The organism is Stenotrophomonas sp. SMYL11, from assembly GCF_036320005.1.
Classification (GTDB): domain Bacteria; phylum Pseudomonadota; class Gammaproteobacteria; order Xanthomonadales; family Xanthomonadaceae; genus Stenotrophomonas; species Stenotrophomonas maltophilia_A.
In genome coordinates this window covers 83,173-107,693 of sequence record NZ_JAWIRS010000014.1, presented here as the reverse complement: position 1 = coordinate 107,693, position 24,521 = coordinate 83,173, and the positions used below count along the sequence as shown (strand labels likewise).

Annotated in this window: 17 protein-coding genes; 9 read left to right on the top strand and 8 right to left on the bottom strand. The window is 67.6% G+C overall.

Going from position 1 to position 24,521, the window contains the following annotated elements; all coding sequences use genetic code 11:
* Window positions 1-165: 165 nt before the first annotated feature.
* Window positions 166-2,808, bottom strand: coding sequence for a hybrid sensor histidine kinase/response regulator (locus V3B46_RS17605; RefSeq protein ID WP_154264375.1), 2,643 nt, complete (start codon window positions 2,806-2,808; stop codon window positions 166-168).
* A gap of 66 nt (window positions 2,809-2,874) precedes the next feature.
* Window positions 2,875-4,044 carry an OprO/OprP family phosphate-selective porin gene (locus V3B46_RS17600; RefSeq protein ID WP_329892483.1) on the bottom strand — a complete coding sequence of 390 codons (1,170 nt, stop codon included), beginning with the start codon at window positions 4,042-4,044 and terminating at the stop codon, window positions 2,875-2,877.
* A gap of 332 nt (window positions 4,045-4,376) precedes the next feature.
* Between V3B46_RS17600 and V3B46_RS17595 the strand changes: the two genes are divergently transcribed.
* Together V3B46_RS17595 and V3B46_RS17590 are read left to right on the top strand one after the other, a co-directional pair.
* Window positions 4,377-5,720 carry a dicarboxylate/amino acid:cation symporter gene (locus tag V3B46_RS17595; RefSeq protein WP_329892482.1) on the top strand — a complete coding sequence of 448 codons (1,344 nt, stop codon included), beginning with the start codon at window positions 4,377-4,379 and terminating at the stop codon, window positions 5,718-5,720.
* Window positions 5,721-5,950: 230 nt separating this feature from the next.
* Window positions 5,951-8,242, top strand: a complete 2,292-nt coding sequence (locus V3B46_RS17590) for an NADP-dependent malic enzyme (RefSeq protein WP_049469974.1) — start codon at window positions 5,951-5,953, stop codon at window positions 8,240-8,242.
* A gap of 508 nt (window positions 8,243-8,750) precedes the next feature.
* Here V3B46_RS17590 and V3B46_RS17585 read toward each other — a convergent pair.
* Both V3B46_RS17585 and V3B46_RS17580 read right to left on the bottom strand, forming a co-directional pair.
* On the bottom strand, window positions 8,751-9,494 hold the full coding sequence (locus tag V3B46_RS17585; protein ID WP_329892481.1) for a basic secretory protein-like protein: 744 nt from the start codon (window positions 9,492-9,494) through the stop codon (window positions 8,751-8,753).
* On the bottom strand, window positions 9,491-12,835 hold the full coding sequence (locus tag V3B46_RS17580; protein WP_329892480.1) for a GH92 family glycosyl hydrolase: 3,345 nt from the start codon (window positions 12,833-12,835) through the stop codon (window positions 9,491-9,493). Before V3B46_RS17580 ends, V3B46_RS17585 begins: the two co-directional genes overlap by 4 nt.
* Window positions 12,836-13,256: 421 nt before the next feature.
* On the opposite strand from V3B46_RS17580, the gene V3B46_RS17575 reads away from it, so the two are divergent.
* From V3B46_RS17575 to V3B46_RS17560, 4 genes are all read left to right on the top strand, one after another.
* Window positions 13,257-13,454 carry a zinc-finger domain-containing protein gene (locus tag V3B46_RS17575; RefSeq protein ID WP_005410967.1) on the top strand — a complete coding sequence of 66 codons (198 nt, stop codon included), beginning with the start codon at window positions 13,257-13,259 and terminating at the stop codon, window positions 13,452-13,454.
* A 15-nt stretch (window positions 13,455-13,469) separates the two neighbouring features.
* Window positions 13,470-14,585, top strand: a complete 1,116-nt coding sequence (locus tag V3B46_RS17570) for a glycosyltransferase (RefSeq protein WP_329892479.1) — start codon at window positions 13,470-13,472, stop codon at window positions 14,583-14,585.
* Window positions 14,566-15,897: an O-antigen ligase family protein gene (locus V3B46_RS17565; RefSeq protein ID WP_329892478.1), complete on the top strand. Its 1,332-nt coding sequence runs from the start codon at window positions 14,566-14,568 to the stop codon at window positions 15,895-15,897. Before V3B46_RS17570 ends, V3B46_RS17565 begins: the two co-directional genes overlap by 20 nt.
* 203 nt (window positions 15,898-16,100) lie before the next feature.
* Complete coding sequence (locus V3B46_RS17560; protein ID WP_329892477.1) at window positions 16,101-16,550, top strand: REP-associated tyrosine transposase; 450 nt, start codon at window positions 16,101-16,103, stop codon at window positions 16,548-16,550.
* 42 nt (window positions 16,551-16,592) lie between these two features.
* On the opposite strand, the gene V3B46_RS17555 is transcribed toward V3B46_RS17560, so the two are convergent.
* The gene (locus V3B46_RS17555) at window positions 16,593-17,510 is read right to left on the bottom strand and encodes an LpxL/LpxP family Kdo(2)-lipid IV(A) lauroyl/palmitoleoyl acyltransferase (RefSeq protein ID WP_049398382.1); all 918 of its coding nucleotides are present in this window, start codon (window positions 17,508-17,510) and stop codon (window positions 16,593-16,595) included.
* A gap of 60 nt (window positions 17,511-17,570) precedes the next feature.
* Between V3B46_RS17555 and waaA the strand changes: the two genes are divergently transcribed.
* Both waaA and V3B46_RS17545 read left to right on the top strand, forming a co-directional pair.
* Complete coding sequence (gene waaA / locus V3B46_RS17550; RefSeq protein WP_329892476.1) at window positions 17,571-18,869, top strand: lipid IV(A) 3-deoxy-D-manno-octulosonic acid transferase; 1,299 nt, start codon at window positions 17,571-17,573, stop codon at window positions 18,867-18,869.
* A gap of 229 nt (window positions 18,870-19,098) precedes the next feature.
* A complete protein-coding gene (locus V3B46_RS17545; protein ID WP_329892475.1) occupies window positions 19,099-20,316 on the top strand; it encodes an APC family permease in 1,218 nt (405 codons plus the stop codon).
* A gap of 100 nt (window positions 20,317-20,416) precedes the next feature.
* Here V3B46_RS17545 and V3B46_RS17540 read toward each other — a convergent pair whose 3' ends face one another.
* From V3B46_RS17540 to V3B46_RS17530, 3 genes are all read right to left on the bottom strand, one after another.
* Window positions 20,417-21,775, bottom strand: a complete 1,359-nt coding sequence (locus tag V3B46_RS17540; protein ID WP_154264364.1) for a TolC family outer membrane protein — start codon at window positions 21,773-21,775, stop codon at window positions 20,417-20,419.
* Between the two features lie 16 nt (window positions 21,776-21,791).
* On the bottom strand, window positions 21,792-22,439 hold the full coding sequence (locus V3B46_RS17535) for a protein-L-isoaspartate O-methyltransferase family protein (protein WP_014648346.1): 648 nt from the start codon (window positions 22,437-22,439) through the stop codon (window positions 21,792-21,794).
* 136 nt (window positions 22,440-22,575) lie between these two features.
* Window positions 22,576-23,256 (bottom strand): TetR/AcrR family transcriptional regulator, encoded by a 681-nt coding sequence (locus tag V3B46_RS17530; RefSeq protein ID WP_329892474.1) that lies wholly within the window; start codon window positions 23,254-23,256, stop codon window positions 22,576-22,578.
* Window positions 23,257-23,379: 123 nt separating this feature from the next.
* On the opposite strand from V3B46_RS17530, the gene V3B46_RS17525 reads away from it, so the two are divergent.
* The gene (locus V3B46_RS17525; RefSeq protein WP_329892473.1) at window positions 23,380-24,519 is read left to right on the top strand and encodes an efflux RND transporter periplasmic adaptor subunit; all 1,140 of its coding nucleotides are present in this window, start codon (window positions 23,380-23,382) and stop codon (window positions 24,517-24,519) included.
* The last annotated feature ends 2 nt before the right edge of the window (window positions 24,520-24,521 follow it).

Below are 24,521 nucleotides of genomic sequence, written 5' to 3'. Positions count from 1 at the left end.
CGGGTTGGGTTCGCGGGGGTGTCAGCCGCATGGATGCGGCTGCCAAGCCTCCAGGGACGGATTCACGGCGTCCCCCGCGCACCCAACCCGACCGGCCCCCCCACGGCTTTTGCTTTCCACGACCAACCAGACACGACCCACGTGGGGCTGCGCCGTTGGCTGGAATCACCCTCGATGGCGGATCAACAACTGACTCATCAGCGCCCGCAGCGCCGGCGGCTTCACCGGCTTGGCCATCATTCCCCAGCCGCGTTCGGCGGCCATCTCACGCAATCCCGCATCGCGCTCGGCAGTGACCAGCACCACCGGCGGGCGGGCCTGCCACAGCTCTGCCAATGTCTCGTACAGCACCGGCCCGTGGTGGTCACCCATGCGCACATCCAGCAGCACCAGCTCCGGCACGGTTGCCGTCGCGGCCAACTGCAGCGCTGCCTGCGGGCCATCGGCCAGCAGCACTTCGCAGCCCCAGCGTTCCAGCAGCGCGCGGCTGGCCGCGCACACGTGCGGATCGTCATCGATCACCCACACCCGGCGCCCTCGCAGCGGGTTGTCCGCCGCCGGTTCCTGCGCCAGCACCGGCGTGGGCGCGGTGGCGGGAATCGCGCTGGCGTCGCCGAACGGCACGCCCACGGCGAACACGCTGCCCTGGCCCAGCTGCGAGCGCAGCCGGATCGGATGTCCGAGCAGGCGGCCGATGCGGTCCACGATGGCCAGGCCGAGGCCGGCACCACGCTGCTGGCCGTCGTGCAGGCGACGGAACTCCTCGAAGATCTCGCCCTGCAACGCGTCGGGAATGCCGGGCCCCTGATCGTGCACTTCGATCCACAGCAGGCCTTCGCGGCGACGGCAGCCGAGCAGCACACGGCCGCGCTCGCTGTAGCGCAGCGCGTTGGACAGGAAATTCTGCAGGATGCGGCGCAGCAGCGCTTCATCGCTGACCACCACGGCAGCGGTATCGACCCAGTCCACCACCAGGCCACGCGACTGCGCGGCGATGCCGAATTCGCGCGCCAGTGTCTGCAGCAGCGGCCCGAGCCGGAACGCCTGCACGCGGGTGGGAAGGCTGCCCGATTCCAGCCGCGCAATGTCCAGCAGGCTGTTGAGGATCGCATCCTGCGCGGCCAGTGCAGCGTCGATGTGATCGCTGGTCTGCTGCTGCGCCGGGTCGCTCAGCTTGCCGCGCAGCACCGAGACGAACATGCGCGCGGCATTGAGCGGTTGCAGCAGGTCGTGCACCGCGGAGGCGACGAAGCGGGTCTTGTAGCGGTTGGCCTGCTCGGCTTCGCGGCGCGCTTCGTCCAGATCGCGGGTGCGCTCGGCGATGCGGTGTTCCAGTGCATCGGCCAGCGAGCGCAGTTCGCGCGCCGCGTTCTTGTAGCTGGTGATGTCGGCGTAGCTGGTGACGAAACCGCCGTCGGGCAGCGGGTTGCCGCGGATTTCCAGCACCGTACCGTCGTCCTTCTCACTTTCGCGCATGTGCGGACGGCCGCTGCGCAGGTGGTTGAGGCGACGCTCGATGGCCTCGTCGACCGGGCCGGGACCGAGCAGGCCCCGGCGGGCGTTGAAGCGGAACAGTTCCTCGATGGGCCGCCCCACGCGCACAAGGTCCAGCGGGAAACGGAACAGTTCCAGGTAGCGCGAATTCCATGCGACCAGACGCAGGTCCCGGTCGATCACCACCACGCCCTGCGGCAGGTGTTCAAGACTGCGGCTTAGGCCGCTGTCGGCATCCGTGGCGGCCTGCAGCAGGCCATCCTGGGCGGTGCGCAGTTCCTGTGCATGCTGCTTGAGCAGGGTTTCCAGCTCGCGGCGGCTGCGCAGGCGATGCTTGGCCAAGCGCCGGCGCTGCTGTACGAACAGCACCAGGAAGCCTAGCGCCAGCCACGCAGCACCTCCGGTAAGCGCGGCCGCACGGCCGGCGGCGGTGGCGGCACTGGCGTCGTGCAGCAGATGCAGGTTCCAGTCTTCGGCCGGCAGCGCCAGGCTCTGCCACAGCATCGGCTGCGGCAATGCCGGATCCAGCAGGCGTACCATGCGGCCACCATCGGCCAGTACATCCTCGGTACGTGCGCGCAGTGGCTGCAGGTTGCGATCGGCGTACTGGCGGGCGTCCAGCATCTCGCGGCGCTCATCGGCGCCCAGTGGGCGCAGCAGGCGGTAGCGCCAGCTGTCACGGTTGGCCAGGAACACCACGTCATGGTCGTCACTGGCGAGCACCACGTCAGGGCTGCTCAGCCACTCCTGCTCCAGTGCCGACAGCTCGACCTTGATCACCACCACGCCGAGCCGCTTGCCGTCTTCCTCGATGGCCTGCGACAGGTAGTAGCCGGGCACGCCGGTGGTCATGCCGATACCGTAGAAGCGGCCGCGGCCCTGGGCCAGCGCCTGGCGGTAATAGGGACGATAGCTGTAGTTCTCACCGACGTTGGTGGTCGGCTGGTCCCAGTTGCTCGCCGCCACCGCCACACCATCGTGACCGACCAGGGTCAGGGTCGAGGCACGGGTGACTTCATTGGCGCGTTGCAGCTTGAGGTTCAGCCGCTGCCGTTCGGTGGGCGAGGGCGGCACACGCAGGGCGTGCAGAAGATCCGGATCCAGCGCCAGTACCTGCGGCAGCGTGCCGAAGCGGTCGATGCGCTGCTGCAGGCCCTGGCCATACAACTGCAGCTGGCGTTGTACCTGGCTGCTTTCATCACCGAGAGCGCGCCGCCAGGCGTAGTGGCCGGCGGCGACCGCACACAGCACGGTGCCGCCGACCATCACCGCGATGGTCAGCAACAGCATCCGGTGGCGGCTGAGCCAGTACATGGCGGCAGTCTACGCAGGGCCGGCGGGCGTGGCGTGCACGCCCGCCGGGATCTGACGTGGAAGGGGTCAGAAGTGCATCTGCGCGCGCAGTTCGAAGATCTCCGGCGTGCTGTGCACGCCACGACGGCTGGCGTCGACCTTGACGTAGTTGGCCTGGAACTTGAAGTGGCTGGTCAGGTACCAGTTCGCACCCAGAGTGAGGTCGTGCTGGCGGCCGCCGAGGATGCTGCCATCGTCGAGGTCCATGCGGCTGTAACGGGCCACCAGTTCCACCGCGCCGTAGTCGTGCGCCGGCTTGATGTTGGCCACCGCACCGGCGTTGTACGGGCGCGATTCGCCGGTCAGCACCCAGCTGGCCATGGCGTACTGGCCGTGGCCGGTGTAGTCGGGCTTGCCATCGTGGCGGGTGACGGTGGCTTGCAGGGCTTCGGCCTGCAGCGAGAACGGGCCACGGATCCAGATGCCTTCCAGGCCGGTGCGGCGGATCTGGTCGGCGGTGACCAGCGCGCCGGAATCGACATAGCGGATGTCGGTCAGGCCAGCTTCCGGACGTGCGCGCAGGCGCGCGCTGGCCTCGTGGTGCACGTCGCGGCCATCGCTGTAACCGCGCGGATTTTCCTGCGAGTAGGCCAGGCCCAGGTGGATCACGTCACCCGGCGCCTTGACCGGGGTCCACACCGCACGCACGGCCTGGGTGGTGCCCGGGTTGTCACCCTGCAGGTCCTTGCCGCCATAGGCGCCGGCCTGCAGCAGGTACTGCGGGCGCTCCAGCACCCATTCCACACCCGTACGGCGGCCGGCGTAGAAGGCCTGCACGGGCAGTGCGGTTTCCAGGAAGCTGCCGGCGCGCGAGGACGTGTTCGCGTCCAGACCGACCGGGGTCTTCATGTAGCCGAAGCGGAAGCGGCCGATGTCGCGGCCAAAGAAGGCCTTGCTTTCGAAGCGCACGAACACGTCCAGCCAGGTATCGGACTGGAAGTCGTAATAGACCATCGCGTCGTAGACGCCCTTCTTCTTCAGCGTCGCACCGAACTCCTTGCGGCGCACGGCGTCGTCGTCCTCAAGGCCGCTGCCCGAGGAGAAATCGTTGTAGTCGTAAGCGATGTTGGCGGTAGCGGCCAGCTCGGTGCCGTCGCCGAAGGCGTACTTGGTCGGCCAGTTGTCGAAATCGGCAGCCGAAGCGAAGGCGGGAAGCGCTGCCAGCGACAGGGCCAGCAAGGTGGGAATCGGGCGCATGTTGGGTGCGGCTCTCTCAGATTGCGTGTGGACAGGACAACAACGGCCGCAAGGGCCGGAACTTTCGCAATGACGCGCCCGGCCGTTCAGCTCGGGCCACCGGCCTCCCCGTGATCGGGCGGTGCGGCGCCAGTGTAGGCATCGCGGCCACCTGAACCGGGGGGCTAGTACCAATAGGTTATCTGCGCCGGCGTGCCCGACGCGTACAAAGGCGTCCATTGGTCGCACCCCCTGCGCGTGCAGCACAGGGCCTGCGGTCAGTTTCCACGGTAACGGTTCCCGTGCAGTCCCGGGGCCGTACGTGCCTGAAAACGCCCCTTCCGGAGTCCGCCATGCACATCCCGACCGCAGCACCGGTGCCTGCAAAGCCGTTGCCGATCTATCGCCAGCTGTACTTCCAGGTGATCGTGGCGATCGTCCTGGGCGCCATCCTCGGCCACTACGAACCGTTGATCGGCGAGAAGATGAAGCCGCTCGGCGATGCCTTCATCAACCTGGTGAAGATGATCATCGCACCGGTGATCTTCCTGACCATCGTCACCGGCATCGCCGGCATGACCCACCTGCGCACGGTGGGCCGCGTATTCGCCAAGGCGATGGCGTACTTCCTGTTCTTCTCCACGCTGGCGTTGATCGTCGGCATGATCGTGGCGCACGTGGTGCAGCCCGGCGCCGGCATGAACATCAACCCGGCCGAGCTGGACCAGACCGCGGTGCACAGCTACGTCGAGAAGTCGCATGACCTGACGCTGGTCGGCTTCCTGATGGACATCATCCCGAAGACGCTGCTCAGCGCGTTCGTCGATGGCAACATCCTGCAGGTGCTGTTCGTGGCCGTGCTGTTCGGCATCGCGCTGGTATCGGTGGGCGAGAAGGGCAAGCCGATCGTGAACTTCCTGGAGGCGCTGGTCGCCCCGGTGTTCAAGCTGGTGCACATCCTGATGAAGGCCGCACCGATCGGTGCCTTCGGCGCAATCGCCTTCACCATCGGCAAGTACGGCGTCGGCTCGCTGATCAACCTGGCCTGGCTGGTGGGTTCGTTCTACCTCACCGCCTTCCTGTTCGTGGCGGTCATCCTGGGCCTGGTCTGCCGCCTGTGCGGCTTCTCGGTGTTCAAGCTGGCGCGCTACCTGAAGGCCGAACTGCTGCTGGTGCTGGGCACCTCCTCGTCGGAATCGGCACTGCCGTCGCTGATGGAGAAGATGGAACGCGCCGGCTGCAGCAAGTCTGTGGTGGGCCTGGTGGTCCCGACCGGCTACTCGTTCAACCTGGACGGCACCAACATCTACATGACCCTGGCCGCGCTGTTCATCGCCCAGGCCACCAACACCGAACTGACCCTGGGCCATCAGATTGCCCTGCTGCTGGTCGCCATGCTCAGCTCCAAGGGCGCGGCCGGCGTCACCGGCGCCGGCTTCATCACCCTGGCCGCCACCCTGGCGGTGGTGCCGGAGGTGCCGGTGGCCGGCATGGCGCTGATCCTGGGCGTGGACCGCTTCATGAGCGAATGCCGCTCGCTGACCAACTTCATCGGCAATGCCGTGGCCACGGTGGTGGTCTCGCGCTGGGAGGGGGCGCTGGACCGCAACCGCCTGAAGCTGGCGCTGGACGGCCGCGAAAGCGAACTGCCGCCGCTGATCGATGCCGTGCCAGAGGCGCTGCCGGCCAGGGGCTGATCCAGGTGTGTGGTACCGCGGGGCCGATCACGACAGTGGTACGGCCCCGCGGCGTTTCAAGGCGTCCCATGGCTGTCATGGGACGCACCGAAGCTGGTGTCGCGGTACCGTCGCATACGGCACGGAATTGTGCGGTCGCAGCATGCCTGCGACAGGATAGCGACAGGTCCAGACGCTCCAACGGGGGTATCATCCCCTGTCCCTTCTGCCCATTCATGTAACCCACATCGATGTCCAACGAAGATTTCAAACAGGCCGCCCTCGATTACCACCGGATGTCCCCGCCGGGAAAGATCAAGGTTTCCGCTACCAAGCCCATGCTGACCCAGCGCGACCTGTCGCTGGCGTATTCGCCGGGCGTGGCGTACGCCTGTGAAGCGATCAAGGCCGACCCGCAGCAGGCCAGCGAGCTGACCGCCCGCGGCAACCTGGTGGCGGTGATCTCCAACGGCACCGCGGTGCTGGGCCTGGGCAACATCGGCGCGCTGGCCGGCAAGCCGGTGATGGAAGGCAAGGGTGTGCTGTTCCAGAAGTTCGCCGGCATCGATGTGTTCGACATCGAAGTGGATGAAACCGACCCGGACAAGCTGGTCGACATCATCGCCTCGCTGGAGCCGACCTTCGGCGGCATCAACCTGGAAGACATCAAGGCCCCGGAATGCTTCGTGGTCGAGCGCAAGCTGCGCGAGCGCATGAAGATCCCGGTGTTCCATGACGACCAGCACGGCACGGCGATCATCGTCGGCGCAGCGGTGCTCAACGCCATGGCGATCACCGGCAAGAAGATCGAAGAGGTGAAGCTGGCGACCACGGGCATGGGCGCGGCCGGCATTTCCTGCGTGAACATGTTGGTGCAGCTGGGCCTGAAGCCGGAAAACATCCTGGCCTTCGACCGCGAGGGCGTGATCCACACCGGCCGTACCGACCTGGACCCGGAAAAGCAGCGCTATGCGCGCGACACCGACAAGCGCACCCTGGCCGAGATCGTCGACGGCGCGGACATCTTCCTGGGCCTGTCGGCGCCGGGCATCCTGACCGCCGAAATGGTCAAGACCATGGCGCCGGATCCGGTGATCTTCGCACTGGCCAACCCGACCCCGGAAATCATGCCGGAGGTGGCGCGCGCTGCGCGTCCGGACGCGATCATCGGCACCGGCCGTTCGGACTACCCGAATCAGGTCAACAACGTGCTGTGCTTCCCGTACCTGTTCCGCGGTGCGCTGGACGTGGGCGCGACCGCGATCAACGAAGAAATGAAGATCGCCTGCGTGCGCGCCATCGCCGCGCTGGCACGCCGTGCCGCCACCGACATGGGCTCGGCCTATGGCGGCGAGACCCCGAGCTTCGGCCGTGAATACCTGATCCCGCGCCCGTTCGACCGCCGCCTGCTGGTGGAGTTGTCGGCCGCCGTGGCCCAGGCCGCGATGGACTCGGGCGTGGCCTCGCGCCCGATCGACGACATGGGCGCTTACCGCGACAAGCTGGCCCAGTTCGTCTACCGCACCAGCCTGATGATGAAGCCGGTCTACGACCGCGCGCGCAGCGACAAGCAGCGCGTGGTGTACGCCGAAGGCGAAGAGGAAGTGGTGCTGCAGGCGGTACAGAACGTGGTTGATGACGGCCTGGCGCACCCGATCCTGATCGGCCGCCCGGAAGTGATCGAATCGCGCATCGAGCGCCTCGGCCTGCGCCTGAAGATCGGCGAGAACGTTGAAGTTACCAACATCAACGACGACCCGCGCTTCAACGAGTACTGGCAGTACTACCACGGCCTGACCGGCCGTCGTGGCGTGACCGTGGCCGCGGCGAAGAACCTGATGCGTTCGCGTCCGACCCTGATCGCGGCGGTGATGGTGGCCCGTGGCGAAGCCGACGCGATGCTGACCGGCATCGTCGGCCGCTTCCACAAGAAGCTGGGCTACGTGCGCAGCGTGCTGCCGCTGGAGCCGAAGGTCACCTCGACCTCGGCGATGACCGGCGTGATCAACCAGCAGGGCGTGTTCTTCTTCGTCGATACCCACGTGCAGGAAGATCCGACCGCCGAGCAGCTGTGCGAAGCGACCCTGCAGGCGGCCTACCGCATGAAGCTGTTCGGCATCGAACCGAAGGTGGCGCTGCTGTCGCACTCCAACTTCGGTAGCCACGATTCTAAGGACGCGCTGAAGATGCGCCAGGTGCGTGAGCTGCTGCTCAAGCGCAACCCGCGCCTGAACGTGGACGGCGAGATGCAGGGCGACACCGCGTGGGACGAAGCGCTGCGCCAGAAGCTGCTGCCGGGCTCGACCCTGCAGGGCCGCGCCAACCTGTTCGTGCTGCCGAACCTGGAAGCGGCCAACATCGCCTATAACCTGGTGCGCGTGTTCACCGACGGCGTGGCGATCGGCCCGATCCTGATGGGCGTGAACAAGCCGGTGCATATCCTGACCACCAGCGCGACCTCGCGCAGGATCCTGAACATGACCGCGATCGCCGCGGTGGATGCGCAGATCCGCAAGCAGCTGGAAGCGGAAAAGAAGGCGTAAGCCTTCTTCCCGATTCCAGCTGCAGAAGCGCGCCCCCCGGGGCGCGTTTCTGTTTCCGCAAAGCGGAAACGGGTAGAGTCGACTGTTAGTCGACTGCTCTTGATTCGGGCGCCGAAAATCCCGCGCTATTGCGCGATAGTCGACCAACGGTCGACTCTACCGGTCCCGAAGCCGGTCCCATCGCTGCCACACGCGCTACGCAACCCGGTCATGTCCCTGCAACGCCTGTGCGGCCCAATACGCCCACGCGGCCCGGCCGTGGGAAGGGACCGGACCGGCCTTCCCACCCTGGGCCCGACCAACTTTTCATGGGCGAGGGTGTCATGCGCAATCGAGTGACGCGGCGGTACTTCCAGCAACTGTTCGCGCTCTACGCTGGCTTCGTGCAGTCGCGCTGAGGCGCAGAAGACAGCGAGGTAGAGTCGACTATCGCGCGAAGCACGGGGTTTTTGGTGGCTGTACGAAAGGCAGTCGACTAACAGTCGACTCTACCCAGTCGCCAACCCGCTCAGTGCCGCTTGCCGCGGCGTGCCGGCGCCGGCGGCGGTGCATCCGAACGCAGCTTGGCGTACTGCGCCCACAGCGCCGGCAGTGCCTTGCCGGTGTGCTTCTGCCACAGCGCCGGTGCATAGCGGCCGTCGCGCAGCGCCTTGTCCAGTGCCAGCACCAGGCCGGGATGTTCTGCCTCCGCCCACTTCAGGAACGCGGCGGTTACCCGGTAGCCGCTGTCGACGTTCTGCCCCTTCTCGACCTTCACCGGCAATGCCCAGCCAGCGGCGGCGTTGTCCATGCCGTAGCGGTCGCGCGCGTAGTCGGCGATGCCTTCCACCAGCCAGCCCGGTACCCGTGCATCGCCGTAGCCGGGATACCCCTGCACGATGTGCATCGCCTCATGGGTGACCAGGTCGATGTCGTTCGGATGCTGCGCCAGCCAACCCGGATTGATGGTGATCGTCGCTGCCTGGTCCTTGTCGCCGACGAAGGCGATGCCGGTGTAGGCCGGATCGATCACGATGCGAACCATTGACGGCGCAGCGGGATGGAAGTCGGCACGTTCGCGCAGGTACGCGAAGAAGAACGTATCGATCACCCGCTTGCGCTGCGGTGCGGCCAGGGCGCCACGGGCGTCCTGGTAGTTCAGCGTCACGCCGTCGCGGGTCAGCTGCGTATCGAACGCCTGGGTCTGGCCGAAGCTTGGGAAGGACAGGGCAACAAGGGCCAGAGGCAGAAGACGGAAGCGCATGCAGCTCATTGTACGGTGCCGGGCGCCAGCAGTTCGATCTCCGCCAGCGGCAGCCGTGCCGGTGCCACCAGGCGCAGGCGGTACTCGCTGTAACGACCGGGTTTGGCGATGCGGAACGGACGGGTCTGGCGGGCGGATTCGAAATCTTCGCCGCTGCGCTGGTCGAGCACGGCCCAGCTGCCGCCGCCGTTGCGCGCCTCCAGCGTCCACTCACCGCCCTGGATGCGGCCGTCACCGCTGGTCAGCGTATACATCGTCGGGGTGCCCTCGGCCAGGCCGGTCAGCGCGATGGTTGCACCGGCGCCCAGACCCACCGTGGTGCCGGCATCGTCATCGACCAGCGCGGGCAGGGCACGGCCATCGGCCAGCGTCGCCTTCGCGCCGCTGCCGAGCAGGTCGTGCAGCAGCTGCGGGTGCTGGCCGCGCGCGGTCAACGAGCGCGGCACATCGTCCACGCCGCTGCCCCAGCGCGAGGGGCGGGGGCCCATCACGAAGTCGAGGGTCGCGCCCTTGGCGATCAGGTCGTGCGGCACCCAGGTCTTGGTCCACGGCGTACCGTTGATCTTCAGCGACTGGACGTAGACGTTCTCGCGCGAGTTGTTGGCCGCGTTCACGGTCAGCACCGCGCCACCCTGCAGCTCCACCCGTGCATGCTCGAATGCCGGCGAGCCGATCACGTACTCCGGGGCGCCCATGCGCAGCGGGTACAGGCCCAGCGAGGCCAGTACGTACCATGCCGAGGTCTCGCCGTTGTCCTCATCGCCCGGGTAGCCCTGGCCGATCTCGCTGCCGACGTACAACCGCGACAGGATCTCGCGCACGTGCTGCTGGGTCTTCCACGGCTGCCCGGCGTACAGGTACATCCACGGGATGTGGTGCGCCGGCTGGTTGCTGTGCGCGTACATGCCCATGCGCACGTCGCGCGCTTCGGTCATCTCGTGGATGGTGCCGCCGTAGGAGCCGGCCAGTGCCGGGTCCGCGGTTTCCGGCGTGGCGAAGAAGGTATCCAGCTTCGCCGCCAGCTTTTCGCGGCCGCCGTACAACGCGGCCAGGCCTTCGCCATCATGGGCGGCGGTGAAGGCGAAGGTCCAGCCATTGGATTCGGTGTAGTCGTGGCCCCACACGCGCGGATCGTAGGCCTTGGCGTCCACGCGCCAGCGACCATCGGCCTTGCGGCCCTGGAAGAAGCCTGCCGCCGGATCGAACATCGTCGCGTAACTGGCGGCGCGATGGCGGAAGTAGTCGGCCTCGGTGCTGTAGCGCTCGCGTGCGGCGGGCGCGGTCGCGCGCTTGGCCAGGGCATCGGCCATGTTGGCGATGCCAAAGTCATTGAGTGCGCCTTCCATCGTCCACGACATGCCTTCGTGCACGTCGGCACTGGCATAGCCCCGGAAGGTCGAACGGCTCATGCCCTTGCGGCCGACATGGCGGTCCGGCGGCACCACGGTTGCGTTCTTCAGCGCGGCGGCATAGGCCTCGGCCGGATCGAAACCGCCGACGCCCTTCAGCCATGCATCGGCGAAGGCCACATCGGAGCTGGTGCCGACCATCAGATCGGCGTAGCCCGGCGACGACCAGCGTGCGATCCAGCCGCCGGCGCGGTACTGCTCGATGAAGCCCTGCACCAGCTGCCCGGCATCGTCGGGCGTGAACAGCGCGTAGGCCGGCCAGGTGGTGCGGAAGGTGTCCCAGAAGCCGTTGTTGACGAATACCTTGCCGTCGCGCACGGCGGCATAGCTGCGGGTCGCGCTTCCCTCGGTGTTGTCATCGCTGGCGCTGGCCTGGTTGGCGTAGCGCCACTCCGGTGCGGTGGCGCTGCCCACGTTCTCATGGCCGGAATTGGGGTACAGGAACAGCCGGTACAGGTTGGAATACAGCGTGGTCTTCTGGTCGTCGCTGGCATCGCCGATGTCGAAACGGGCCAGGCGCGCATCCCATGCATCCTGTGCACGGCCGGCCACGCTTTCCAGCGTATCGGCTGCGGCGATTTCCAGGGCCAGGTTGTGCCGTGCCTGTTCCACCGAGATCAGCGAGGTGGCGATGCGCATGGTCACCCGCCGGTCGCTGCCGGCATCGAACTTGATGTAACCGGTCGGTCGGCCGGTGTTGAGGCGCCCACTGCTGCGCCACGGCCTGTCGAAGCTCGCTGCCACGTACATGCGGCTGGCACCATTGGACAGCCCGCTGCGCGTATCGGTGTAGCCGGACAGTGTCTGCGTGGCAGCGTCCAGGGTCAGGCCACCGCGTGCATCGACATTGTCGAACAGCAGGTTGGCGTCGCCGCCCTCGGGGAAGTCGAAGCGGAACAGCGCGGCATGATCGGTCGGCGCGATGGCGGCCGCGATGCCGTTGTCGAAGCGCACGTCGTAGCGATACGGGCGCGCGCTTTCATGGCTGCGCTCGAACGACAGCGCGCGCTTGCGACGGTCGGCCTCCGGCACGCCACGGCTGGCCGAGGGCATCACCTGGAAGGTCTGGCGGTCGCCCATCCACGGGCTGGGCTGATGGCTCAGCGCAAGCGCCTGCAGCTGCGGGCGGTTCTGTGCGTCGTTCTGTTCGTTCCAGCGGTACAGCCAGTTCAGTGCGCCGGCATCGGTCACCGGGGTCCAGAAATTGAATCCGTGCGGTACCGCGGTGGCCGGGAAATTGTTGCCGCGCGAGAAGGTGCCGTTGGCCTGGGTGCCACGGGTGGTCAGCACCCAGTCGGAGACGCGCGCTGGCTGCTGACGTGGCACTGTGTCCAGGCGCACGTCATCGATCCAGCCGGAGACCGGTGCACCGTCGGCACTGGCCACGTCCAGTTCGATCGCCACCACGCGGCGGCCCTTCAGCGCGGGCACGTCGCCCAGCCGTACCGCCTTGCGCGCCCACTGCTGCGGATACAGCGTCTTCGAATCGCCCTGCGCGCGCGCACCGATGGCCACGCCATGCTGGTCGCGTGCAGCGCTGGCCGAAACGCGGCTGCCATCGTCCAGCAGCAGGTCCAGTGACACATAGGTCGAGGCCACGGTGTCCTTGCCGACGATCTCCGGCAGCACCAGCCACGACAGGGTGGTATCGGCCTCAATGGTCATGTCCGCCTTGAACAGCTCGCGCCGCGCGCTGCCGCCTTCGCTGCTGTAGCGCAGTGCATGCAGGCCGCTGTAGCCCGCATTGCGCTTGGCGGCGTAAGGCGCAGCAGGGCCGTTGCCGATCGTGACCTGCAGTGCGCCTGCGGCCGGTGCCGGAGCCGGCTGGCCCGGTTCGAACGAGGTCTGCAGTCCCTGTGCCAGCACCGGCATCGCGGTAGTCGCACAGGCCAGGGCCAGGGCGAGCGGGAGCAGGGCGCGGCGTGGATCGGACAGGGTCATGCAGGAGTCTCCCGGAAGGGCAGGCGGCGGGCAGAACCCGCATCGGCGGACACCACGGACAGCATCGCTCCGCCCGCCGGGATGGCAGTGGAAGAAGCGATGCCGGTCCGGTGGGGGCGGGCCATGCGATCGGGTCGGATTGGAGTGGGCCGGTTTACGACCTGGCCCGATCCTGCAACAGCCGTGGCAACCTGACAAGTGCCATTTAGTTCGATCCAAATGCGGGAAATATCGTTGTCGGCGGATTTTCGGCATGAACCTGCAGGATCGGTCGGGAATTTCCACCGGCACCCCGTCCCGAGGCGGCATGCAAGGCCGCAGGGAATCGGCCCGGTACGCGCAAAGACCCGTTGCGGCGCAATGTCGGGGCGGCCCAGATGCTAGAATCACAGGCCTCGCAACCCGTTCATCGACATCCGCCATGAGCCATACCGCCACTGCGCCCGCCAACGCCGAGAAGCGCTACACCGTGCACCGCAGCGATCTGCCGCTGAGCTGCCCGACCCCGGAAATGGCGCTGTGGAACTCGCATCCGCGCGTGTACCTGCCGATCGAAGACGAACCCAACGGCGAAGCGCAGTGCCCGTACTGCGGTTCCGTGTTCGTGCTGGCCGACTAAGCGGCCGCCTCTTCGATGCGCCGATTGACCGTGGTGCAGTTGCTGCCGGCGCTGCACTCCGGCGGTGTCGAGCGCTCGACCCTGGAAATCGCTGCGGCCCTGGTCGCTGCTGGCCATCGTGCGCTGGTGGTCTCCGCCGGTGGCCGCCTGGTGCAGCCGCTGCTCGATAGCGGTGCCGAGCACCTCACCCTCGACATCGGCCGCAAGTCGCTGCTGACCCTGCGCCACCTGCCGACGTTGCGCCGCCTGTTCGCCGAAGTTGGCGCGGATATCGTGCATGCCCGTTCACGGCTGCCGGCCTGGCTGGGCCTGTACGCGATCCGTGCGATGCCTGCCGTGCAGCGCCCGCACTGGGTGACCACCGTGCACGGGTTGAATTCGCCCAGTCGCTACAGCGCGGTGATGACCAGCGGTGAACGCGTGATCTGCGTGTCCAACACCGTGCGCGACTACGTGCAGCGGCACTACCCGACGGTTCCCGAAGCGAGGCTGCAGGTGATTCCGCGCGGCGTCGATGTCGCACAGTTTCCGCGCGTGGCCCGCGCCGACCGCCGGCCACGACTGGCGCTGGCAGCCGATTACCCGTGGCTGGCGCAGGTTGAGGGCCCGCTGCTGCTGCTGCCGGGGCGGGGCACCCGGCTGAAGGGGCATGCTCATGCGCTGCAGTTGCTGGCGGATGTACGCGCGGCCGGTGTGCCGGCACAGCTGTGGATGCTGGGCACCGATGAACCCGGCCGTGAAGCCTACGTGGCCGACCTGCGCGGGCAGGCGGCTGCTTTGGGCGTGACCGACGCAGTGCAGATCAGCACGCCGACCGCGCGCATCGCCCAGGCCTATGCGGCCAGCGATCTGGTGCTGCAGCTGTCGGACAAGCCCGAAGCGTTCGGCCGTACCGTGGTCGAGGCGCTGTCGGTCGGTCGCCCGGTGCTGGGCTGGGACCATGGTGGCGTGGGCGAACTGCTGCAGCAGCTGCAGCCGGCCGGCGCCGTGCCGCTGGGCGATGCACGGGCGCTGGGTGAACGTGCGCTGGCCCTGCTGGCGCAGCCGCCGTCCTTGCCGACCCGCATCCCGTTTACCCTGCAGGCCATGCAGCGCGACACCCTCCGCCTCTATGCCGACCTTGCAGGCTGACGCCGCAACCCTCGTGCGCGAGGACCGCGCCGGGCGCTGGGCGCCCTGGTGGGTGCTGGCCTACGTGGCGCTGTGGCCGTTGCCGGGCATCGCTGAAACCGTGCTGGGTCTTGGTGCGCTGTATGCCGCGGTGCGCATGATCATGCGCCGCCTGCAGCGCCGCCCGCACCTGCTGACACCCGCCGCGTGGGCGCTGACCTCGATCCTGTTCCTCGGTTACTGGCTGCCGCAGGCGTTCTCCGCGTTCGATGCGATCGATCCGGCGGCGTCGTGGACCAAGGCGGCCGCCGGCCTGCGCTACCTGCCGTTCATGTGGCTGGTGGCGATCGCCGTGGCCACCCAGCAGCGGCGCCGCCTGATCTTCGGTGGCCTGGCGCTGATCACCGCGCTGTGGACGTTGGATGCGCTGGTGCAGTCGGTGGCGGGCACCAGCCCGTGGTTCTGGTCGCTGCAGCAGCTGAAGCTCACCGTCAGCGGCCATGCGCTGTGCCCGGCCGAGGAAGCCGCGTTGGCCGACCGCCTCAGTGGCGCGCTCGGGCCGTGCAACCTGAAATTCGGCCAGGTGCTGGCCAGCCTGTCACCGTTCCTGCTGCTGCCGATGGCGCGGCGGTTCGGCAGCGCGGGGTGGCTGCTGGCCGCTGCCGCACTGGGATGCGTGTTGCTGTTGGCCGGTTCGCGCGCATCGTGGATCACCTTTGCACTGGTGCTGGCCTACAGCGGCGTGCGCCAGTTCGGCTGGAAGCGTCTGCTCCTGCTTGCCCTGGTGGCGGCGATGGGCACGGTCGCACTGACAGCGGGCGTGCCGCAGCTACGCGAGCGTGTTGCGCGCACGGCTCAGGCATGGAACGAAGACGGGCAGGGCGTTGACGAGGCACTGTCGGGGCGCGCGCGCATCTGGACTGCGGCCGTGTGCATGATCGAGGAACATCCGGTCAACGGTGTCGGTGCGCGTGGCTTCCGCGATGCGTATCCCGCCTGCGTGGCCGAAGAGGGCCCCGCCGTGTGGGGCAATCAACCGGCGTTGCATGCCCATCAGATCGTGCTGGAAATCCTGGCGGAGACCGGTGTGCTCGGCCTGCTGCTGTGGCTGGCGGCGGTCGCCCAGGCCTGGCGGGCATGGCGCTACGCGCCGGCCGCTGCCCGTGAGCGTGCGCGGCCGGCGATGCTGGCGCTGGCGGTCACCGTGTTCCCGCTCAATACGCATCTGGCGTTCTATTCCGCGTTCTGGGGTGGCCTGACCGTGCTGCTGGCCGCCTTGTTCGCCGGCAGCCTGTTGGCCCGCGAAACGGACGACACGCCGACGGTGGTGTGATCGTCCAACCACGCATGGCGTGGCTCCACTCCACGTACCGAACAAACGTTCCCATGGTGGATCCACGCCATGGCGTGCATGGGGCGGTCACCGAACGAACGTCGCCGTGGTAGATCCACGCCATGCGTGGATGGGGCTTTACCGACGCAGACACGCGCCAACCTCCACTAGCCGTGCCTCCTTGTGTATCGCACGCTGAGGCCATGGCCAGCCCAAGGCTCCGCTACGGTCGCTGCTCCTGCACCGGTAACGTCTATTCATTGACTACGGTAACCCTCGATCGTGAACCCTTCTTTGCCGATGCTTCCAACGTAGCGATTCTGGTTGAGGCACTGCGCTTCGTAGAGCGCAAGGGCGTGAGCCACAGCTTCACCTGGGTGGTGATGCCCGACCATCTGCACTGGTTGATGGAATTGCGCGGGGGAACCCTGGCCGAGTGCATGGCCCTGCTCAAATCACGCAGCAGCCGACTGCTGAATCGGCGATTGGAGCGGCGAGGGTCGCTGTGGCAGCACGGTTACCACGATCACGCCGTACGCAGCGATGAGTCTCTTCACGAGAAGGCGATATACATCCTGGCCAATCCGGTCCGTGCGGGCTTGGCGTGCGTGGTGGGGGAGTGCCCGTACGCCTGGTGCCGCTGGCCGTTGTGAATCCCGGCACGGAATCGAAGAGCATCCACGTATGGCGTGGATCTACTTGTAAAAATCACTCCGCCCGCCCGGCTGGCGCTTGAAACGGCGGTGGATCCACAGGTACTGGTCCGGGGCCTCGCGCACCATTTCTTCGATGGCCTGGTTGACCCGCGTGGTATCGGCTTCCACATCCTCGCTGGGGAAATTCTCCAGCGGTGCGCCGATCTTCAGGAAATACTTCCCGCCCTCGCGGCGGTGGAAGTACGGAATCACCGCACAGCCGGTCATCCGCGCCAGCTGGTGGGTGGCGGTAATGGTGGATGCGGTATGGCCGAAGAACGGCACGAACACGGTGTCCTTGCCACGCATGTCCTGATCCGGCGCATACCAGAGGAAGCCGCCCTTCTTCAGGTGGCGCACGGTCGCGCGGATGTCCTCATTGGCGAACATCGCCTTGGCATAGCGCAGGCGGCCGAACTTCACCGCCCACTCGTACACCGGGTTCTTGTGCTTGCGGTACATGCCTGAAAGATCGACGTAGTCGCACAGCAGGCGTCCGCACATTTCCAGGGTCATGAAGTGGCCGGAGACCAGCAGCACGCCGCGGCCTTCGGCCTGCATCTGCCGCAGATGCTCGAGGCCTTCGATCTTCACCTGTGGGCGGATGCGGTCGATGCTGCCCCACCAGGCACGGATGCACTCGAGCACGCCCACGCCCAGCGCGTCGAAGCTGTCGCGCACCAGGCGCTGGCGCCAGGCTTCGTCCTTCTCCGGGAAGCACAGCTGCAGGTTGACCTCGGCGGCGCGACGGCGGCTGCCGAGCAGGCGCCAGCTGATCCAGCCGACGCCACGGCCGAGCGCACGCTGCAGCATCCACGGCAGGCGGGCGATGGCGAAGGCGCCGAGCATGGCGGCGAACATCGGCCAGTTGCGGGGATCGCGCAGCGACGGGCGGACGGCGGTGGTGGCATCGGACATGGCGCCATTCTACCAACCCGGCTGCGTGTCTTTCCCGGGGGGCTCCCGTATCCTTGCCGCATGCGTAAAGACCCTGTCGAATGGATCCTGCGCGGCCTGTACTCGGCCGTGCTCTACATCCTGCTGCCGATCACCGTGTACCACCTGGTCTGGCGCGGTTTCCGGGTCCGTGAATACTTCCGGCGCTGGGACGAGCGTTATGCCTCGTATCCGCAGCCGACCGGCCAGCCGCGGGTCTGGCTGCACGCGGTCTCGGTGGGCGAGGTCAATGCCGCCGCGCCGCTGGTGAATGCCCTGCGCCAGCAGCGTCCGGACATCCGCTGGGTCATCACCACCATCACCCCGACCGGTTCGGAGCGCGTGCGCGCGCTGTGGGGAGACGCGCTGGACCATGTCTATCTGCCGTACGACGTACCGGGCAGCGTCAACCGCTTCCTCGGCCATTTCCAGCCCAGCCTGGCACTGATCCTGGAAACCGAGCTGTGGCCGAACATGCTGTTCGGCTGCCGCGACCGTCGCATCCCGGTCTACATCCTCAACGCCCGCCTGTCCGCGCGTTCGCTGCGCGGTTACCGGGTGCTGGCGGCGCTGATCCGCCGTGCGCTGCGCACGGTCACCTGCGTGGCCGCGCAGTCGCAGGACGATGCCGAGCGCTTCGTGCAGCTGGGTGCTGCGCGTGAACAGGTGCAGGCGCTGGGCAACCTCAAGTTCGATATCGCCACGCCGGATGTGCAGGGCTTCGTCGCGCAGTTCCACGCCTGCGTGCCTGAAGGGCGCCCGGTGTGGATCGCGGCCAGTACCCACGATGGTGAGGAGCAGGCGGTGATCGACCTGCATCGGCGCCTGCGCCAGCAGCACCCCGACCTGTTGTTGCTGTGGGCGCCGCGGCACCCCGAGCGCTTCCCGAAGGTGGAGGCGCTGGCGCGCGAGCAGGGCTGGAACGTGACGACCCGTCGCGCGAAGCAATGGCCGGAGGCCGGCACGGATGTCTTCGTCATCGACACCCTGGGCGAGCTGATGCCGTTCTATGCCTGCGCGCAGGTCGCCTTCGTCGGCGGCAGCCTGCAGCCGATCGGTGGCCACAATCTGCTGGAACCGGCGGCGATGGGCACTGCCGCTGTGACCGGTCCGCACCTGCACAACTTCGCCGAGATCTCACGGCGCATGCGTGAGGCCGGTGCCTTGCTGATCGGCGAGGACGTGCAGGCGGTAGGTGACCTGCTGCAGCACCTGCTGGGCGACGCACCGGCGCGCGAGGACATGGCCCGTGCTGGATGCACGCTGGTCAGCAATGGCCGTGGTGCCCTGCAGCGCACGCTGGCGCTGGTCGCGCCACATCTGCCGCCGCCGCGCAGCTGAGCCGGGCAGCAACACCGCCCGGGCGGACACTACGTGGACCGACTGACGTGATCGACTGCATCAATTCTGCTTAGCAGCCGGATTCCTGTCGCAGCAGGACCGGATGCGTGGCTGCGAACGTGTTTGTGGTCACATCGCGATGCGCACGGTACGGATTCTGATACCGCCCTTTGGCGCAGGCTGCCAGCCTGCTGTCGACCGCGCATGGGCGGAATCAAGAGGGCTTGCGATGGACAGCGACAACCGCCGTGGCCGGCACGCGCTGCTGGGAATGGATCACTTCGCGTTGGTGGCGTTGACCCTGTTGCTGGGGGGCAGCGTGATCGCCCTGGTCGGCCAGTACACCGCCGCCCAGGCCGGCCCGGCCATCGTACTGAGTCTGCTGCTGGCCGCACTGGGCACAGCGCCGATACTGTATTGCCTGCACGTGCTGAACCAGCAGCAGCCGGAAGCCGATGGCCTGTACGGCCCGCTGCGGGCCGCCTGGGGCACGGCAGTCGCGCGCCTGCTGGGTGCTGTGCTGCTGCTGGAGCTGGTGGTGACCAGCGCCGGCGTGGCGCGGTCCATGGCGGGCCACGCGCGTGCGGTGTTTGCCAGTCGCGGTATTGAAACCGGCAGCGCATTGCCGGATCCGGTGATGGCCGTCACCAGCCTGCTGGTGCTGGGTGCGTTCGTGTTGCTGCCTCCGCGTCGCATCGTGCTGATGGTCTGCGTGCTGTTGACGGCGAAGATCGGTGTTGGGCTGTTGCTGCTGGCGCTGGCGGTCCGCTACGTGCACTACGCGAACTGGATTCCGTGGCTGCCGGACGCCACCGCGCCCTATCGGTTCGGACCCGGCGGGGTGCTGGCGGCAAGCGTGCCCTTGCTGGCGGTGTTTGCCAGTGTGGGTCTGGCATTGGGGTTTCCTGGGCGTGGCCCGCAGGTGCGTGCGTGGTCACCAGCGCTGCTTGCGGCCGCGCTGCTGCTGGCAATGCTGCTGCTGATCGTGCTGGCGGCGTTGCAGGCCGGCCTGGTCGAGTTCCCGGCATTGGCCAGTACGCGGCCGTTGTCGGTGGCATTGCAGGGCCATCCGCAGTTGCAGTGGCTGCTGCCGTTGCTGCCGCTGGCGGGCATGGCCGGGCTGGCAGCACTGCTGCTGGTGCTGTTGCCGTTGGCTACACATCTGGCAGCGCAGCTCTGGCCTGTGGTCGCGGATGAAGCGCCCGGGTTCCGGACGCGGCTGATACCGGTCACCGTGGTGCTGGCGGCGCTGCTGGCGTTGGGAGCGCCCGTCGATGCATTGCCGGTGCTGCCGGGTCCGGCAACCCTGCTGGTGATGGCGGCCTTGTGCCTGGCAGCGCTGCGTGTGCGCGCGCCGATGCCGGGTGCTGCGATGGTGCTTGCGCCCCTGGCCGCGGCGCTGTGCGTGCTGGCCGCAGTGGAGCGGGCAGGCGCGTGGCCGGGCTGACGGCCGGCGGATCTGCGCCATGCCTGGGTGGGGCCGTACGCGCCGCCCACAAAAAAGCCACCCTCCCGGGTGGCTTCTTCGTTGCCGGCAGGGCGACGGATCAGTGCGTGGTCGTCGCCGGGTTGCCCGCGTCCTGGGTCAGCAGGCGGTTGACGTCCTGCAGCTCGGCCACGTCCAGCGCACCCAGCGACTGGCTCAGCAGCAGGCGGTTCTGCAGGAAGGTGTAGCGGGCCTGGGCGTAGTCCAGCTGTGCCGAGAACAGGATGCGCTGGTTCTGGATCACGTCCAGCACGGTACGGGTACCGACTTCCAGGCCGACCTGCGACGCGTCATACGCGCTCTGCGCCGAAACCACCGCCAGACGGCGGGCTTCCACTTCGCTGATGCCCTGCACCAGGGTCTGGTAGGCATTGCGGGTGTTGCGGTCCAGGGCACGCTTCTGCTGCTCGTAGCCGTCCTGGGCGATGTCGCGCTGGGCCAGTGCCTGGCGCACGCCGGACTGGGTGGCACCACCGGCGAAGATCGGCACGCTCAGGGTCAGCCCGATGCTGTTGGTGCGTGCATCCGGCGACAACGAGCCGGCACCGGTGCTGTCGCCCCAGGTTGCGGTCTTGCCCCAGCTGCCGCCCAGCGACAGGGTCGGGTAGTGGCCACCACGTGCGGCCTGCACGCCGGCCTCGGCGGCGCTGACCTTCAGTTCCTGGGCCTTCAGCGCCGGATTCTGGGTGGTGGCCTGGTGCACCAGCTCATCGATGTTGCCGCGATTGGCCGGCACTTCCGGACGGAAGTCGGCCGGCAGGCCACGCAGGTTCGCCACCGGCTGGCCGGTCAGTTCGGTCAGGGCCTGGTAGTTATCGGCCAGGGTGTTCTGCGCAACGATGGTGTTGGCGCGCGCCTGGTCGTACTGGGCGCGTGCTTCGTGCACGTCGGTGATCGGCGCCAGGCCCACTTCCAGGCGCTTGTCGGCGAAGTCGAACTGCTTCTTCGCGGCCGCTTCATTGGTCTGTGCGGCGTTCAGCGATTCGATCGCCACCAGCACGTTGAAGTAGGCCGCCGAGGTGCGCACGATCAGGCTGTCGTTGGCCGAATCGAGGGTGAAGTCCGCCGCCTTGCTCAGCTCGCGCTGCGAACGCAGGTTGTTGATCTGGGTCCAGTTGAACAGCGTCTGGCTTCCTTCGATCGTGTAGTTGCGGCGCTTGCTGGTCACGGTGCCGGAGTTGGCGTCATGGTCCGCCTCGCTGCGCGAGCGGTTCAGCGTGGCCTGGCCGTTGATCTGCGGCAGCAGGGCAGCGCGGGCCTGCACGGCGCCTTCCTTGTCGTACAGCCGGGTCGATTCGGCGGCGGACAGCTGCGGATCGCCATTGCGCGCCATTTCGTAGACCTGCAGCAGGTCGGCGGCATGGGCGGACAACGGCAGCAGGGCAGTGGCCAGCGCAACAGCGAGGGATCGGCGGATCATTGCGGCTTCCTTGGACTCAGAGGTGGAACTGGGGGGCCGGGGCGGCACCACGCAGGTAATCGATATCGGTCTCGAACAGGGACTCGCTGCTGCCGTCGGCCTTGACCAGCAAGGCCTCCATCGCCGGCGAACGGCCATGGATCACGAACAGGCGACCACCCGGACGCAGCCACGAAGCGAACTGTGACGGCACCACGTCGACCGCGCCAGTGACACAGATCACGTCAAAGCGGCGTTCGGTCTGCCAGGACAGGGCGTCGGCCACTTCCACGCGGACGTTGGTGCCCAGGCCGGAGGCGTCCAGGCGGGCGCGCGCGGCGGCGGCCAGTTCCGGGTCGATTTCCAGGCTCAGCACGTCGCGCGCAAGCGCGCCGATGCAGGCCGACAGGAAGCCGCTGCCGGTGCCGATTTCCAGCACTTCGTCACCCGGCTGCAGGTCCAGCGCCTGCAGGGTACGGCCCTCGATGACCGGCTTCATCATCTTCTGGCCATGGCCGATCGGCAGTTCAACATCGGCATAGGCCAGTGCCCGGTGTGCATCGGCGACAAAGGCCTCGCGCGGCAGGCGGGCCAGGACGTCGAGCACCTTGATGTCCAGCACGTCCCAGGGACGGATCTGCTGTTCCACCATCAGTTCGCGGGCGTGGGCGTAATCAATCGTCATGAGGTTCAAATCCAGCGCAGTGGGCCGGCCATTTTACCGGTGCCGGAGGCCGGCGGCGCGCCCAGAGCATCAGCTGCCGGGGGGCCGGGGTCGCAGTGCCGGAAGTCATCGCGACCTCCGGTTCGTTCAGTTTTGGTTATTCAGCCGTCCCGGCCCCTCGCGGCGCATAGGCGCGCAGGAAGAAGTCGATGCTGGCGGTCACATGGGCAAGAGGGTCGCACTCCACCGGTGACAGTGGCATGCCGCACATCATATGCATGTGCACTTCGCCCTTGACCAGGGTCAGGAACTGCTGGCCGGCCAGGTAATAGTCGGGGATCTCCAGCTCGCCGCGTTCGCCGCGGGCGCGCAGGAAGTCGGCCAGGGCTTCGCAGGTACGCTCCGGGCCAGCCTGCCAGAACAGCTCGCGCAGGCGCTCATCGGTCTCCGGCGCCATCATCATGCGCTGGATCGAGATCGCCGCGTCGGAGGTGATCAGCTCGAAAAAGGCCAGGCCGATGCCGATCAGCTGGTCGCGCAGGGGGCCGTCCGCGTCGGCCACGAACAGCGCGTCAGGCAGCATTTCAATGCATTTTGACTGCACGGCCTCGGAGAACAGGGTCTCCTTGTCGCCGAAGTGGCTGTACACAGTCAGCTTCGAGACGCCGGCCTGAGCGGCGATGGTGTCCATGCTCACGCCGGTATAGCCCTGTTCGATGAACAGTGCCTTGGCTGCTTCAAGGATCGCCGCGCGCTTGCCGAGGTCCTTGGGGCGCCCGGGTCCGGCGGCCTTGGCAGCGGGCTTGGCCGACGGCTTGCGGGAAGTGTGAGAACTCATCACCACAATACTAGACCAAGCGGTTCGATATTTATACTATACCGACTGGTTCACTAATGTCCGTGTCGCAACAGTATGTTGCCGGCGCGTTCCCCCGGATCCCCTTTTCAGGTCCTGTACCTCATGAAGAACATGCGTTGGTTGGGTGTTGGCGTGCTGGCGGTGGTGGTGGCGGCTTGCGGCAGGCAGGCCGCCGAACCGGTGGCGGCCATTCCGGTCCTGGTGGTGCATCCCACCACGCAGGACGGACAGGCGCCGGCGGCCTACCCCGGCGAGGTACGCGCCCGCCAGGAGAGTCCGCTGTCGTTCCGGGTCGGCGGCAACCTGATCAAGCGTCATGTCGACGCTGGGCAGCGCGTGAAGAAGGGCCAGCTGCTGGCCGAGCTGGACGTGGCCGACTACGCCTCGCAGGCAGCCGCCTCGCAGGCGCAGCTGGCGGCGGCGGAGGCCGACCTGGTACGCGCCCGCGATGACCAGAAGCGCTATGCCAAGCTGGCCGAAGACCAGCTGGTCAGCCGCTCGGCGCTGGACCAGCAGACCGCCGCGTTCAAGGCGGCGCAGGGCCAGGCCAATGCCGCCCGCGCCAACCTGGCGGTGGCCCGCAACCAGGCCGAGTACGCGCAGCTGCGCGCGCCGGCCGACGGTGTGATCGCCAGCCGCCAGGCCGAAGCCGGGCAGGTGGTCAGTGCCGGGCAGACGGTGTTCACCCTGGCCGCAGACGGTGGCCGCGAAGTGCTGATCGCGCTGCCGGAAAGCAACATCCGTGATTACAGGGTCGGGCAGCCGGTGCAGGTGGAACTGTGGAACCGCCCGGGCCAGCTGCTGCCGGGTACCCTGCGCGAGATCGCGCCAGCCGCCGATGCGCAGGCACGCACCTATGCCACGCGGGTCAGCCTGGCGCCGGAAGCCTTGAGCGAAGTGGAACTGGGCCAGAGCGCGCGGGTATTCGCCGCTGCCGGCCGCAGTGGCACGCTGCAGCTGCCGCTGGCGGCGGTGCAGCGGGGCAGTGATGGCAAGGCCAGTGTATGGGTGGTCGATCCGTCCAATGGCGCCGTCAAGGCAACGCCGGTGACGGTCGGTGCCTACGGTGCGCAGGCGGTGCCGGTCCTGTCCGGCGTGGCCGCAGGGGACTGGGTGGTGGCTGCCGGTGGCCACCTGCTGCGTGAGGGCCAGCGGGTGACGCCGGTCGACCGCCAGAATCGCCCGGTCCTGGCAGCGGCGACCACGCCGGCCGCTGCGCCGGCCGCAGGCAAGGGGCACTGATC

What these genes read in the sequence shown, in the direction of transcription:
- V3B46_RS17605 (WP_154264375.1), bottom strand. Translation starts at nt 2,808, where the DNA reads ATGTACTGGCTCAGCCGCCACCGGATGCTGTTGCTGACCATCGCGGTG.
- V3B46_RS17600 (WP_329892483.1), bottom strand. Translation starts at nt 4,044, where the DNA reads ATGCGCCCGATTCCCACCTTGCTGGCCCTGTCGCTGGCAGCGCTTCCC.
- V3B46_RS17595 (WP_329892482.1), top strand. Translation starts at nt 4,377, where the DNA reads ATGCACATCCCGACCGCAGCACCGGTGCCTGCAAAGCCGTTGCCGATC.
- V3B46_RS17590 (WP_049469974.1), top strand. Translation starts at nt 5,951, where the DNA reads ATGTCCAACGAAGATTTCAAACAGGCCGCCCTCGATTACCACCGGATG.
- V3B46_RS17585 (WP_329892481.1), bottom strand. Translation starts at nt 9,494, where the DNA reads ATGAGCTGCATGCGCTTCCGTCTTCTGCCTCTGGCCCTTGTTGCCCTG.
- V3B46_RS17580 (WP_329892480.1), bottom strand. Translation starts at nt 12,835, where the DNA reads ATGACCCTGTCCGATCCACGCCGCGCCCTGCTCCCGCTCGCCCTGGCC.
- V3B46_RS17575 (WP_005410967.1), top strand. Translation starts at nt 13,257, where the DNA reads ATGAGCCATACCGCCACTGCGCCCGCCAACGCCGAGAAGCGCTACACC.
- V3B46_RS17570 (WP_329892479.1), top strand. Translation starts at nt 13,470, where the DNA reads ATGCGCCGATTGACCGTGGTGCAGTTGCTGCCGGCGCTGCACTCCGGC.
- V3B46_RS17565 (WP_329892478.1), top strand. Translation starts at nt 14,566, where the DNA reads ATGCCGACCTTGCAGGCTGACGCCGCAACCCTCGTGCGCGAGGACCGC.
- V3B46_RS17560 (WP_329892477.1), top strand. Translation starts at nt 16,101, where the DNA reads ATGGCCAGCCCAAGGCTCCGCTACGGTCGCTGCTCCTGCACCGGTAAC.
- V3B46_RS17555 (WP_049398382.1), bottom strand. Translation starts at nt 17,510, where the DNA reads ATGTCCGATGCCACCACCGCCGTCCGCCCGTCGCTGCGCGATCCCCGC.
- waaA (WP_329892476.1), top strand. Translation starts at nt 17,571, where the DNA reads ATGCGTAAAGACCCTGTCGAATGGATCCTGCGCGGCCTGTACTCGGCC.
- V3B46_RS17545 (WP_329892475.1), top strand. Translation starts at nt 19,099, where the DNA reads ATGGACAGCGACAACCGCCGTGGCCGGCACGCGCTGCTGGGAATGGAT.
- V3B46_RS17540 (WP_154264364.1), bottom strand. Translation starts at nt 21,775, where the DNA reads ATGATCCGCCGATCCCTCGCTGTTGCGCTGGCCACTGCCCTGCTGCCG.
- V3B46_RS17535 (WP_014648346.1), bottom strand. Translation starts at nt 22,439, where the DNA reads ATGACGATTGATTACGCCCACGCCCGCGAACTGATGGTGGAACAGCAG.
- V3B46_RS17530 (WP_329892474.1), bottom strand. Translation starts at nt 23,256, where the DNA reads ATGAGTTCTCACACTTCCCGCAAGCCGTCGGCCAAGCCCGCTGCCAAG.
- V3B46_RS17525 (WP_329892473.1), top strand. Translation starts at nt 23,380, where the DNA reads ATGAAGAACATGCGTTGGTTGGGTGTTGGCGTGCTGGCGGTGGTGGTG.